The organism is Mycobacterium attenuatum, from assembly GCF_900566085.1.
GTDB classification, from domain to species: domain Bacteria; phylum Actinomycetota; class Actinomycetes; order Mycobacteriales; family Mycobacteriaceae; genus Mycobacterium; species Mycobacterium attenuatum.
In genome coordinates this window covers 1-13302 of record NZ_UPHT01000052.1, presented here as the reverse complement: position 1 = coordinate 13302, position 13302 = coordinate 1, and the positions used below count along the sequence as shown (strand labels likewise).

General features: G+C 63.7%; 9 protein-coding genes and 1 pseudogene. 7 read left to right on the top strand and 3 right to left on the bottom strand.

Translation table 11 applies throughout. The annotated features are described in order from the left end of the window. Positions 1–1578: a signal recognition particle protein gene (ffh, locus tag EET13_RS09120; RefSeq protein WP_122441985.1), complete on the bottom strand. Its 1578-nt coding sequence runs from the start codon at positions 1576–1578 to the stop codon at positions 1–3. A gap of 262 nt (positions 1579–1840) precedes the next feature. Then, positions 1841–2365, bottom strand: a complete 525-nt coding sequence (locus tag EET13_RS09115) for an META domain-containing protein (protein WP_122441984.1) — start codon at positions 2363–2365, stop codon at positions 1841–1843. 499 nt (positions 2366–2864) lie between these two features. Here EET13_RS09115 and EET13_RS30275 point away from each other — a divergent pair, with 499 nt between their 5' ends. The 7 genes from EET13_RS30275 to EET13_RS09080 all read left to right on the top strand — a co-directional run bounded on the left by EET13_RS30275 (position 2865) and on the right by EET13_RS09080 (position 12743). Beyond that, complete coding sequence (locus EET13_RS30275; protein WP_168990728.1) at positions 2865–3029, top strand: hypothetical protein; 165 nt, start codon at positions 2865–2867, stop codon at positions 3027–3029. Positions 3030–3160: 131 nt separating this feature from the next. Further along, positions 3161–6424 (top strand): type 2 lanthipeptide synthetase LanM family protein, encoded by a 3264-nt coding sequence (locus tag EET13_RS09105; protein WP_136623138.1) that lies wholly within the window; start codon positions 3161–3163, stop codon positions 6422–6424. A 46-nt stretch (positions 6425–6470) separates the two neighbouring features. Beyond that, entirely contained in the window at positions 6471–6668 is a 198-nt protein-coding gene (locus EET13_RS09100; protein WP_122441981.1) for a hypothetical protein, read from the top strand. After that, entirely contained in the window at positions 6665–7639 is a 975-nt protein-coding gene (locus tag EET13_RS09095) for a tetratricopeptide repeat protein (RefSeq protein WP_122441980.1), read from the top strand. Before EET13_RS09100 ends, EET13_RS09095 begins: the two co-directional genes overlap by 4 nt. Next, complete coding sequence (locus tag EET13_RS09090; protein WP_136623137.1) at positions 7636–8934, top strand: cupin domain-containing protein; 1299 nt, start codon at positions 7636–7638, stop codon at positions 8932–8934. The genes EET13_RS09095 and EET13_RS09090 overlap by 4 nt, the downstream gene beginning before the upstream one ends. Before the next feature lie 159 nt (positions 8935–9093). Beyond that, entirely contained in the window at positions 9094–10839 is a 1746-nt protein-coding gene (locus tag EET13_RS09085; RefSeq protein ID WP_122441978.1) for an ABC transporter ATP-binding protein, read from the top strand. Further along, entirely contained in the window at positions 10836–12743 is a 1908-nt protein-coding gene (locus EET13_RS09080; protein WP_122441977.1) for an ABC transporter ATP-binding protein, read from the top strand. The genes EET13_RS09085 and EET13_RS09080 overlap by 4 nt, the downstream gene beginning before the upstream one ends. 329 nt (positions 12744–13072) lie before the next feature. Here EET13_RS09080 and EET13_RS09075 read toward each other — a convergent pair. Beyond that, positions 13073–13302: pseudogene (locus EET13_RS09075) on the bottom strand (hypothetical protein); the annotation flags it as partial.

The following is a 13302-nucleotide window of genomic DNA, read 5'->3' as shown; positions in this document are numbered from 1 at the left end:
CTACTTCTTGCCGGGGTTGCCCGGGAACTTGAGCTTGGAAAGGTCGAAGTCGGCCAGCCCCGGCGGCAGCTCGTCGAGCCCTTCGGGCATCTGGGACAGATCGGGGAATCCCGGAGGCAGGCCTGGCATCCCCGGCATGCCGAATGGGCTCTTGACCTTAGGCGGCGTCGGACCGCGAGCGCCCTTCTTGCCCTTCTTTCCGGCCTTTCCCCGGGCGGCGTTGCTCTTTCGGGTCGCGGACTTGCGACCGATGCCGGGAATGCCCATGCCGCCGAGCATCGACGACATCATCTTGCGGGCTTCGAAGAAGCGGTCGACCAGCTGGTTGACCTCGGAGACCGTCACGCCCGAGCCGTTGGCGATGCGCAGCCGCCGCGACGCATTGATGATCTTGGGGTCGGCCCGCTCTTCGGGCGTCATCCCGCGGATGATGGCCTGTACCCGGTCGAGCTGCCTGTCGTCGATCTCGGCCAACGCTTCCTTCATCTGCCCCGCGCCCGGCAGCATTCCCAGCAGATTGCCAATGGGACCCATTTTGCGCACAGCCAGCATCTGCTCGAGGAAATCCTCCAGGGTCAGCTCGCCGGCGCCGATCTTGGCCGCGGCTTGCTCGGCCCGCTGGGCGTCGAAGACCTGCTCGGCCTGTTCGATCAGGCTCAGGACGTCGCCCATGCCGAGGATGCGGCTGGCCATCCGGTCCGGGTGGAAGACGTCGAAGTCCTCCAGCTTCTCGCCGGTGGAGGCGAAAAGGATTGGCACACCGGTCACTTCGCGGACCGACAACGCCGCGCCGCCGCGGGCATCGCCGTCGAGCTTGGTCAACACCACACCGGTGAAACCGACACCCTCGCCGAACGCCCGGGCGGTGGCCACCGCGTCCTGACCGATCATCGCGTCCAGGACGAACAGCACCTCATCGGGGTTGACGGCGTCCCGGATGGCTGCGGCCTGGGCCATCAGCTCCTCGTCGATGCCGAGCCGCCCGGCAGTGTCGACGATGACCACGTCGAAGTGTTTGGCCTGGGCTTCGGCCAGCCCGGCTGCGGCGACGGCCACAGGGTCACCGGGGCCCGACTCGGGCGAGGCGCCCGGGTGTGGAGCAAACACCGCCACCCCGGCTCGTTGACCGACGACCTGAAGCTGGTTCACCGCTGCCGGACGCTGCAGGTCACACGCCACCAGCAGCGGCGTGTGGCCCTGACCTTTGAGGCGTGCGGCAAGCTTGCCGGCCAGCGTCGTCTTACCGGAACCCTGCAGTCCGGCGAGCATGATGACGGTGGGTGGGGTCTTGGCGAACACCAGTTCGCGGGTCTGGCCTCCGAGGATGCCGATGAGTTCCTCGTTGACGATTTTGACGACCTGCTGCGCCGGATTGAGTGCCCCGGACACCTCGGCGCCGCGGGCGCGTTCTTTGATCCGGTGGACGAACGCCCGGACGACGGGCAGCGAAACGTCGGCTTCCAGCAGCGCCAACCGGATTTCGCGCGTCGTGGCATCGATATCGGCGTCGGTCAGGCGGCCCTTGCCGCGTAGCCCCTGCAGGGCATTGGTCAACCGGTCGGACAGCGATTCAAACACGCCCGCCAGCCTAGTGGTGAGTGCCAGCCCCGCGTAGCGGGGCGCAGCAGCTCACCACCATCACACCCAGTGGTGAGTGCCAGCCCCGCGTAGCGGGGCGCAGCAGCTCACCACCATCACACCCAGTGGTGAGTGCCAGCCCCGCGTAGCGGGGCGCAGCAGCTCACCACCATCACACCCCACCAATCGTGCGGTGCGCGCCATGGTGGTCATTGGCTCTCCGGACCTCAATCCCTGGAAGGCCTGAGAAGCGACCGACCCTTCACTGGGCCATTAAACGCGCAAGCGTGGTGCCATCGGAGGCCAGCAGGTAGAGCTCAGCTGGTCGCCCGGACACGCTACGTGTGCGGTCCAGCGCGGCCTGCACGCCGATCTCCACCTTCATGACGCCCGTAGCGCAGAGCATCTTGGTGTACGACAGGTCTGAAAAGGTCAGGATGGCACCATCCGATGTGTACCGCCCGGAAAAGTGGTTGCAGCCCGAGAACCCGACCGCCTCGCCGTCTGACCAAAGCTCCAATGTTGCCGCGATCGTCGGCGGCGTGGCCGCCCCCAAAACCTCGACAAAACGCCACGTTGTGCCCACCACGTTGGGGACGGCGGGCTCGTCCAACGGGACGGTGTCCAGCCGACGCGCCTGGGCAGACTCGGTGCAGCTGGCCGACGCGGGGATGCAACCCACCTCGCGGTAGATGTCGGCCGCGGCGGGAATCGTGCATGACAGTGCGACCACGAGGGCTGCGGCCGCACCTGCGACCAGTCTCATGAACAACACCTGACCGGCCATGGACCGGCCATGGACCGGCGCGAAAACGCGGCGACGAGATGTTCGGACCTGCCGTCCACGAGCTAAGCGCCGGTCATCGGGGCTGCCACCGGACCATCTCTCCTTCTTCGAGTCCTTCGAGTTCTTCGAGTTCTTCGAGTTCTTCGAGTTCTTCGAGCCAATCGTTTCAGGCCAAAACAATTCGGCGCGGGTCGCCGGTTGCCCAACTTGCCTGTCAGGTCTGCGATGCGTCGAGTCTCGCCGCTGCGACGATGTGGCAACAGGGCCTTTCGCCTCTGATACCGGTCGACACCTGGGTGGGCACGCCAGAAACCGCAGATATGTCCGGTGCGTAACGCGCCTTCGTTACGCCCGGGGGACCTTCGGCCCTACCGCACCGGTTTGCGCGCGGCTATCGTTAGCGAAAGGAACACCGTTCCGAGCCGAATTGCACCTGAACACGGCGCGATTCGCATCCTGTACTGCGCGGCTCAAGAAACGGGAGTTGGAGGGAGCTAACGTGACCGGCAACGAGCTGATTCTGGAATTACCACCTTTCCTGCAGGTGGAGAAACTTCAAGAAGAGCCCGGCGATGACGAACGCGCTGATAGCAACTTCCAAAGCTCAATTATCTACAATTGCTGCAGTCAATTTCCCTGTACGTTTTCAAAGTCGCGCTTTTAGGCGTGGCGGCACCAGGCAAGACCAGGGTGATGGCGTCCAGGCATCCTGAACGGTTACGCGGGCTGGTTGTTGGAACGGGTTAGCCCTGAAGGCTCGAAACCGCTGCCGCCGGGGGTGATTAACGCGTGCGAGTGACAGGGCCGGAAGCCAAGCCCGCGGTCGAAATGAGCCGTGCAGAGCTACTCGAATTGGTCTCTCGAGCAAGTTCCCTGCGTGAGCGGATCGCACATCCAGCTGCGTTCGACTCGGCGGTGGCCGGCGTTTCGCGCAAGGGCGCGGCAAGGCTCAAGAAGTGGTGCGAGATCGTCGCCGACGGCGACGCGGACCAGTTCCGCCACCGGCTGTCCTTCGACTCACTCGACCAGGCAAGCGTACGGGTATTCCTCACCGACATAGCGAGGCCGGAAGTCTTCGCCGTGCCGGCATGGACCGAGGTGGTGAACGAGGTGTTGCGCGCCGACCCTGACGGTGGGAACGCACCCGTCTTCGAGTTGCCATTTCTGCAACCGGATGCGCCGGTGCCATTCGAGGAACTGCTGTTGCCGTTTGTCGCCGTCGCTGAAAATCGGTTGGCAGAAGCCGCCCTCGGCTACCACAGCCTGCCGGTCCAGGTTCGCGGCAGCATGGAACATTCTCTGCTGCAAGCCCTCTCGCGAATTTCGTCGCGGGTGCTGGAGTTGGAGTTCCGCACCTTTCTGGCGTGCCGTCAACTCGACGGGCTGCCATGTCCGGACCCCGCACGGGCACACGAATCACGGACGGCGTATCTGGAGTTTGTCGCCGATATCCGGAGCACCGGCTGGCGGCCCCTGTTCGCAGAGTATTGCGTGATGGCGCGGCTGCTGTCGGTCGCCGTGCTGCAGTGGGTGGCCAATAGCGCCGAGTTACTGGCCCGGCTGCGCAGCGACGGCGCAGACATCGGTCGGATCTTCGGTATCGCCAATCCGAGTGACCTTGCGGCCATCAAGATGGATTTGTCAGATCCCCACTTCGGCGGCAAGTCAGTGGTTGCTATTGAGTTCGCCACCGGGGAAATGCTGATCTACAAACCGAAGGATCTGGCGCTGGAAGCGGCGTATTTTCGCTTCACCACCTGGCTGAACACTCTCGGTGCGGATCCCACGTTTCCCGTGCTGAAGATCCTCGAGCGCGACGGGTACGGGTGGGTGGAATTCGTCGACAACCGCCCTTGCGACTCCGACGAGCAGGTCGGGCGCTTCTACCGCAGGTCAGGTGCGCTCTTATGCCTGCTCTATGCTTTCAACGGCACCGATTTTCACTTCGAAAACCTGATCGCCTGCGCAGAGTATCCGGTGCCGGTGGACCTCGAGACCATCTATAGCCATCCGATGGCCACCGACGATTCTGAGCTCACCGATGAAGTCGCCCGACGGCTGGGGCGATCCGTATTGGCCACCCACTTCCTTCCGAATCCGGTCAAGGGTCAACACCGCCACTACGACATTTCTGCGATCGCGCGATCGGCGGACGAAGAAGGCGAATATGAAGTCTTGACCTGGCAGCACATCAACACCGACGGACTGGCATATCGCTACGGAAAGGTCAAACCCAAGCAGGGGGACAACCTGCCGCGTTTCGAAGAGCAATACCTCTCCCCGGACAGCAACGTCGAGGACATTGTCGACGGATTTCAGGCGGTCTATGAGCTGTTGACAAGCCACCGGGAAGAATTGCTGGCCACCGACAGCCCATTCCGTGAGGTCTTCAGCTACCCGGCTCGCTTCATCCTGCGCAGCACCATGCATTACGTGTCGGTTCTCAACAGCGCCTGCCACCCCGACTGCTTGCGTGAAGGCATCGACTTCGACATCCAGTTGGAGGTGCTGTCGCGGCCGTTCCTGCGTGACAAGCGGCGGCCAGAGCTGTGGCCGCTCGTCGGCGAGGAGGTGACGGCATTCTGGCGAACTGATGTACCCAAGTTCACCGCGCGGGGGGACAGTGATTCGCTGGTCCTGTCGTCTGGCGAAACAGCCAGGGCCTGCTTCACCGACTCCGCAGTGAACCAGTCGCAGCAGAATCTCCTGCGCTTCGGCGAGGACGACCTCTGCTGGCAGGTCAAACTGATCAGGGGCTCGATGGATGCCCGCGACGCCAAGAGTTTCATCTGGTATGCGCCGCCCGCCGAGTACGACGACGAGCAGATGGAGCCGTTGGATCGGGCGCAATTGGTGGACCAGGCGGTCGCGCTGGGACACGGTCTTGAACGCGCCGCAATTCGCCAAGCCAATGGCGAGCCGGGATGGCTGGTTCTCAAGAGCCTACCTCAGGGTGACGAATTCGCCTTGCGGGCAATGGAATTGGACCTTTACAACGGCCGGTCCGGGGTAGCGCTGTTCTTCGCCGCGCTCGAAAAAGTGGCCCCGGGTCTCGGATTCGGCGAGTCGGCGCGGGCCGCCTTGGCGATCGTGCGCCGCTGGCTGGTCAAGGCCGACGACCGCGGCATCGCCTCGCTCGGGGTGGGCGGGCTGCTGGGATTTCCCTCGGTGGCATACGCCCTGGCGCGCGTCGGCGTCCTGCTAGACGATGCCGGGCTGATCGAAGAAGCAGTCGGAGCGGCCCGCCGGATCGGCCCGGATCTGGTGAACGGAGACAAGGCATTCGATGTCCTCGGGGGCGGCGCCGGAGCGATCCTGTGTCTGCTCGCGTGCTGGCGAGCCTGCAGCGATCCCGAATTGCTTGCTATCGCCGACGCGTGGGGCCGGCACTTGGTGAAGTCACGCAGCCTGACGGCCTCCGGACACCGGACGTGGCCCACCCTTGCCGGCAAATACCTGACCGGTATGTCGCACGGAGCGGCGGGCATCGCCTACGCCCTGGCTGCGCTGTTCCGCGCGACCAACGAGCCGGACTTCCTGGACGCGGCCAAGGAAGCGGTGTGGTTCGAAGATTCGCAGTTTTCTCTCGAGAAAGGCAACTGGCCCGACCACCGGGAAGTTCGCTACGCGGGAAAAACACTGGAACAGACCGGGTTTGGCGTCTTCTGGTGCCACGGCGCCCCCGGTATCGGCTTGGCACGACTGGGTGGCCTGCCCGTGCTCGATTCCGCCGACATCCGTCGCGACATCGCGGCCGCGTTGACAACCACCCGCGAGTGCGGTCTGTTGCCCCGCGATCATATCTGTTGCGGCAACATGGGTTTGGTGGAGACGTTCCTGACGGCCGGCCAGGTGCTCGGCGATCCATCGTTGACCCGCGAAGCGCAGCGGATCAGCTCGCGCGTGGTAGCACGGGCTGGGCGCATTGGAGATTTCGCGATCACTTTCCGCCATGGCTTTCGAAGTCCGAACCTGTTCATGGGCGCAGCCGGCGTGGGTTATGAGCTGCTGCGCGTTGCCTATCCCGACGATTTGCCCGCGGTTCTGCTGCTGGCGTGATCATCGGCCAAGCACGACCGGAGCAATCCAGACCAGAGGAGGACGAATGGACGATCCCCCGATCCTGACCGAGGACGAACTACGGTCCGCGGTTCGACAGGTATTCAAGCGCGCTCAAACCGATTGGAAATTCCGCCAGCTATGCCTGGCTGATCCCGCCGCAGCGATCCGTGAGGTCAGCGGCAGGTCGCTGCCATCCGGCTTCGTGCTGCAGTTCAGGGACACGCGAGAACCGGTCGGGTGACGTCTCATTCACGCAGCCGTTCGGCCGCGCTTCAGCACAAGGAACGCTACGAAGTCGTTCGAGATGCGGTGAACCCACAGATGCTCCGGCTCATCAAAGATTCCCTGGTCATAACGAAAGATGCTGACTACGCCATGAACGGCGTGTCTCCGTCCGACACCCAGCACTTCGGGGACCCTCAGTGCCCCGCCAGCTGGGCTCGTTACAGCCACCCGGTATGCGAGGCGCTGCTGCTCATGGTCGCGCCCGTGGTAGAGCTGATCAGCGGCAAGGAGCTGGTGCCCACCTACAGCTATTGCCGGATCTATTGGAACGGCGCCATGCTCGACAAGCACACCGACGGTGCGAGCTGCCAATACAGCGCGTCGCTGTGCGTTGACGTTGACCCTGAGCCGTGGCCTCTTTACATGGCCGGCACCGCATTGGTCTTGAATCCGGGCGACTTGGTCTGTTATCAAGGCATCGACGTGGTGCACTGGCGCCCTGTCTACACCGGCAATCAGCAGATACAGATCTTCCTGCATTACGTCGACAAGAACGGCGAACACGCGCAGTGGGCCTTCGACAAACGGCCCACGCTGGGTTTCGACACGAAGGTAGCGGAAATCCGCACCCTTGCCCTCGTCCGGCATGCCCAGGCTGCGCACCAGCAGGGCTGTTGGGCTGACGCTCGAGCCAACTGCGAACAAGCCCTGCGTATTACACCCGGTCAGTGTGATGCCCTACACCTGCTTGGTGTCATTGCACGTCAATCCGGGCAGCCAGAGCGCGCGCTGAAGTTGATCGCCCAAGCCATCGAGATTTACCCGAAGGACCCGGAGTTTTATCTGGACTTAGGCCAGACCCAGCAAGACCTGGGCAACTCAACCGCTGCGATCAGCGCCTTCGAAAGCGCACTGCGGCTCAAGCCCGACCTCGAGGCGGCGAAAGCTGCGCTGAGGACTGCTCGAGAACAACCATTGGGCGGGTGATGCTCGCGATGAAATCCGTATCTGTTGAGGCCGCCTTCGCCAAGCTCGGCGACGGCATCGAAACAACATGGCGCAGTCTGAACTACGACCAGGATGCCTTCAGCGCGATCGCGGTCGAGATGCTCGCCTCCTGTGGCATCGCGGGATCGATTGAGTCCGAAGACGTACTCAACTGGGCCATGACGTCGCGCTGTCTGCCCCCGCAGCACGACCTCGCGGCGACGTTCGGGCAGCCGCCGCTGACCCTGTACCGCACCGAGCGCTTCCACGTGTCGGTACTGTTCTGGCTGTCTGCCACCGTGTCCATCCACGAGCACGGATTCCAAGGCGCATTCGGCGTTCTCGATGGCTCCAGCGTCCATTCGAGGTGGACATTCGAGCCGAGCATGTCGATCAATTCCAGCCTCAAGCTCGGCACGGTCCGACGCAACTCGACCGAGCTGCTCGAAATCGGCGACATAAGGCCGATATTGCCGGGACCGGCCGGTGCCCACTCCCTGGTCCATCTGGACACACCGTCGGCGACCGTGGTGATCCGCACCTGCGACGACCCTCGTCATCACCGTCAATACAACTACCTGGTGTCAGGTGTGGCCATCAATCCCGAATACGTCGACCAGGCACTGGTCAAGAAATGCCAGCTGATCAAGCTGATCGCGTCCTGCTATCCGGAGCACCTCGGCAGGCTTGTCGACGCATCGGTGACTGACGCCGACGCCTTTGCGGAGCTCGAGCTCCTCTCGGCGGCAATCACGACCGGCCCGTTCCGCCGCTGGTTGACGAGCGATCAGGCAGCGATCCCGACGCCCGCCGCGAGCGCCCCCTGGATCCAGGCCGTCGTCGACGAACGACGTCGCGAAAGCCTGCTGATGTCCCTGCGAAATCGCACTCAGGATCCGGCCCAGCGGTTGGCGCTGGCGATCATCATGACCCACATCGACGCCGCCACCGCAGTCGAGCTCTTCGCCCGCAAGCGTTTCTCCGATCCAGCCACGAGCCTGGCGTCGGCGATCACCGAGCTCCTGGCCAAGGGGCCGTTGCGGGAAGTGGCCGACCCGCCGCAGCCGACGCTGCTGTGCGACGTGCTGGCCAAACTGATCGAGGGCTGGACCATGGACCAGATCCGATCGTCGTTGGCGGGCAACGCAAGTGGGGCCAAGGCGGACGAAGAGCTCGTCGGGATCGCCGAGATTCTTCGGCGCTCCACCTTCCTGACCGGCCTGGTCCCAGCCGAGCGGCTCGGTTTTCGGCGGCCTGTCGTCGGGGTGACCCCATCCGTCAACCGGTCCGGTTGAGGGTTGTCAGCCATGACCGGCCAACGCGGCGCATCATGCGGGTATGCCGGGGCCGGCGCTCCATGGTGGTGCCGCACAACCCGATTGGTCGCCCGCGGCCCCGCTTCCAAGGGCACAAGTCCCCTACGCCCCAGCACATGATTGTGCGACAGTAACCGGATGCTGGCGGGACTACTACGGCGCTATGCCTGGCCGTATCGATGGCTGATCGCGATCGTTGCCGGACTCCAGCTGATCAGTACCCTTGCGTCGCTGTATCTGCCGACGGTCAATGCGTCGATCATCGACGACGGTGTCGCCAAGGGCGATACCCACACGATCATCCGGCTCGGCGGGCTGATGCTGTTGGTGACCGGGCTGCAGGTACTGTGCGCGCTGGGGGCGCTCTACGCGGGGTCGCGCGCCAGTATCGGTTTCGGCCGGGACCTGCGGTCGGCGATGTTCGATCACGTCACCGGGCTCTCGGAACCAGACACCGCACGTTTCGGAACACCCTCACTACTGACCCGCACAACCAACGACGTACGGCAGATCGAGGTGGTGGTGCAAATGACGAGCACCGTGCTGATCACCGCGCCGATCATGTGCGTCGGCGGCGTGCTGATGTCGATTCACCAGGATGTGGGCCTGTCATGGCTGTTGGTGGTCAGTATTCCGGTGCTGACCGTGGCAAGCTATCTGATCGTCTCCCGGATGCTGCCGCTGTTCCACCGGCTGCAAAGCTTGATCGACAACATCAATCGTGTTATGCGAGAACAACTTTCAGGTATCAGGGTCATCCGGGCCTTCGCCCGGGAACATGTCGAGCAACGGCGGTTCACCAAAGCGAACCGCGACGTCTTCGTGACCGCGCTGACGGTCGGCCGGTGGCAGGTGCTGATGGCGCCGGTGACAATGCTGGTGATCAACCTGTCCAGCGTCGCCTTGACGTGGTTCGGCGGCTTGCGCATCGAAGCCGGACAAATGCAAGTCGGTTCGCTGATCGCATTCCTGTCCTACTTCTTGCTCATCGCGATGTCGGTGCTGATGGCGATGGAATTTCTCGAGCTGTTGCCTCGTGCGTCGGTGTGCGCCGGGCGTCTCGGTGAAGTGCTGTCGACAACTCCGGCAATCACCAGCCCGGCAGACCGGAAGCGGCCGGCATACGGCATCGAAGGGACCGTGCGGCTGCACGGTGTGACGTTTCGCTATCCGGGCTCTGATCGTCCTGCGCTGCAAAATGTTTCGTTGACCGCATCGCCGGGCTCGGTGACAGCGATCATCGGCCGGAGCGGTTCGGGTAAGTCCACGCTGGTGTCGCTGATCTGCCGGTTCTATGACGTGACTGCCGGCGCGGTGCTGGTGGACGGGATCGACGTTCGCGACTACGACACCGAGCAGCTTTGGTCGGCGATCGGGCTGGTGCCCCAACGCGGTTACCTGTTCTCCGGCACCGTGGCCGACAACCTGCGCTTCGGCCGCCCGGGCGCCAGTGAGGCCGAGATGTGGGAGGCGTTGCGGGTCGCCGCCGCCGACGACTTCGTTCGTGAGCATGCCGACGGCTTACAGATGCAACTGGCCCAGGGCGGCATCAACCTGTCGGGTGGGCAGCGGCAGATGTTGGCGATCGCGCGCGCGGTGATCAACCGCCCCGCCGTCTATCTGTTCGACGACGCGTTCTCGGCCCTTGACGTGCAGACCGACGCCCAGGTGCGCACCGCATTACGTGAGGCGGCTCCAGATTCAACGATTATCATTGTAGCCCAGCGTATTTCGACAGTCGCGATGGTCGACCGGATCGTGGTACTCGATGACGGCGAAGTGGTGGGCGCCGGCACTCATGATTGGCTTCTGACGAACTGCCCCGCCTATGCCGAGCTTTGCGAACTGCAGTCGCTGGCCTCCGATGTGGTGCGACGGCAATGACGTCGACATCGGCGCCCGCCCAAGAGCAGCTAGACGACTTCGGCGAAAAGCCCCAGAGTTTCGCGGGTTCGGCGATGCGGCTCGCGCACCGCCTTACGCCGCACACCAGGCTGATCGCAGCGGTGCTTGCGGCCTCTGTCGGCGGGATCGCTTTGGCAGTGATCGGCCCTCGCGTTCTCGGCCACGCCACCGACCTGCTGTTCAACGGTGTAATAGGCAAACAGCTTCCGCCCGGCCTCACCAAAGACCAGGCGATCGCAGCTCTGCGGGCACGCGGCGACAATGGCATGGCCGACCTGGTATCGGGCATGAATGTAGTCCCCGGCCAGGGCATCGACTTCGGCGCGGTGGCGCGAACGCTGCTGGTCGCGTCAGGAATCTATCTGGCGTCGGCGCTGCTACTGTGGGCCAAGGGGCGCCTGCTCAACGTCATCGTGCAGCGCACAATCTTGACCTTGCGTGCCGACGTGGAAGACAAGCTGCACCGGCTACAGCTGTCCTATTTCGACGGGCATCAGCGCGGCGAGCTGCTCAGCCGGGTCACCAACGACATCGACAACATCGAGACATCGCTGTGGATGACAATCAGCCCGTTGCTGACCGCAGTGCTCACGGTGGTGGCGGTGTTGTCGATGATGCTGTCGATCTCGTTGCTGCTGACCATGATTACGGTTCTCACCGTGCCGCTGTCCATATTGGTCACGCGAGTGATCGCGCCGCGCGCACGGCGGCTGTTCGTCGAGCAGTGGGCGGTTATCGGGCGGCTCAACGCCCATGTCGAGGAGACCTACAGCGGGCTACCGTTGGTCAAGACTTTCGGGCAGCGCGCGCGGGCTCTGGAGCGGTTCCGGAACCTCAATTCCCGGGTCTACCGCGCCAGTTTCGGCGCCGAGTTCCTGTCCGGACTGATCTCGCCGGCCGCCGAGTTCATCGCGAACCTCAATTACGTTGCAGTGGCCGTGCTCGGCGGTATGCAGGTGGCCTCGGGACACATCACGCTAGGCAGTGTGCAGGCGTTCATTCAGTATGTGCGCCAGTTCAACCAGCCGGTCATCCAGATCGCGTCGATGTATTACGTCGCCCAGTCGGGGGTGGCCAGCGCCGAGCGGGTCTTCGACTTGCTGGACGCCGCTGAGCAGGAGCCTGACCCCGCGTTGGCGCTGCCGTCGGCCGTCGAGCCCGGACCGCCCGGGCGGGTGGAGTTCCAGCACGTGAATTTCAGCTACCGACCGGGCATCCCAGTGATCAAGGATGTCTCGCTGGTCGCCGAACCGGGTACCACGGTCGCAATCGTCGGCCGTAACGGATCGGGTAAGACCACGCTGGTGAACCTGCTGATGCGGTTCTACGAGGTTGATTCGGGCCGGATTCTGATCGACGGCGTGGACATCGCGACCGTGAGCCGGCAGTCGCTGCGTTCCCGGATCGCGATGGTGCTGCAAGATGCCTGGCTGTTCGAGGGGACGATCGCCGACAACATCGGCTACGGGCGTCCGAATGCCAGCCGGGACGAAATCATCGCGGCCGCGAAAGCGGCCTGTGTCGACCGCTTTGTCGACACGCTGCCCGATGGCTACGACACGCGGATCAGCGATGAGGGCGGTGATCTCAGTGTCGGTGAAAAGCAACTGATCACCGTTGCCCGGGCATTTCTGGCCCGCCCGCAATTGCTGATCCTCGACGAAGCTACCAGTTCGGTGGACACCCACACTGAGGTGCTGATCCGACAGGCGATGAGCCAGCTCCGCCGGGGCCGCACGAATTTCATTATCGCTCACCGTCTTTCGACAGTCCGTGCTGCCGACATGATTCTGGTGATGCAGGCCGGGCGGATCATCGAGCGAGGAAGTCACGCCGAATTGCTGGCGCAGCGCGGCGCCTACTATGCGATGACTCGGGCCTGAACACGCCACATCACAAGCGGCATGGACCAAATGCCCGTTCAAGCTGCCTACGGCGAGGCTCTGGAAGCCGCGGCGGGCAGTAGGTGGAACGGTTCCAGGAGGACCGATTCCGGTTCGGGCTGGTGTTGCGGGATACGATCGGCTTTGCCGGTAGCAACCTCCGGCGCGCAAACAACGTCGTCATGGCGTTGCGTTGGCCATTTTCGGCCACGCACAACACGCGGCACACGCGAGCAACGATCTCGTCGATGCCGATCCCAAAATCGGCTGAGGGCTTCGGCGTTGACGGCGGCAGTGGTCGCGTGTACCCAGAAAGAACCGGGGCAGCGTCAAACGGGTTCGTCGTCGTCGTGTGGGAATCTTTCGGGGTGGTGATACGGGTTGGTCCGGGGTTGTCCGCGATCTAGGTGGGCTGGGGGTAGCCATTCGGTGTCGCCGTGGGTGTTTTTGCGGGTGGTCCAGCCTTTTTCGACGAGTCGGTTGTCGACTCCGCAGGCCAGGGTCAGCTCGTCGATGTCGGTGCGGCCGGTGGCCTTCCAGCCTTGGACGTGGTGGACTT

Coding starts and splice junctions, on each gene's coding strand:
- EET13_RS09080 (WP_122441977.1), top strand. CDS start 10,836: ATGACGTCGACATCGGCGCCCGCCCAAGAGCAGCTAGACGACTTCGGC.
- EET13_RS09115 (WP_122441984.1), bottom strand. CDS start 2,365: ATGGCCGGTCAGGTGTTGTTCATGAGACTGGTCGCAGGTGCGGCCGCA.
- EET13_RS09085 (WP_122441978.1), top strand. CDS start 9,094: ATGCTGGCGGGACTACTACGGCGCTATGCCTGGCCGTATCGATGGCTG.
- EET13_RS09100 (WP_122441981.1), top strand. CDS start 6,471: ATGGACGATCCCCCGATCCTGACCGAGGACGAACTACGGTCCGCGGTT.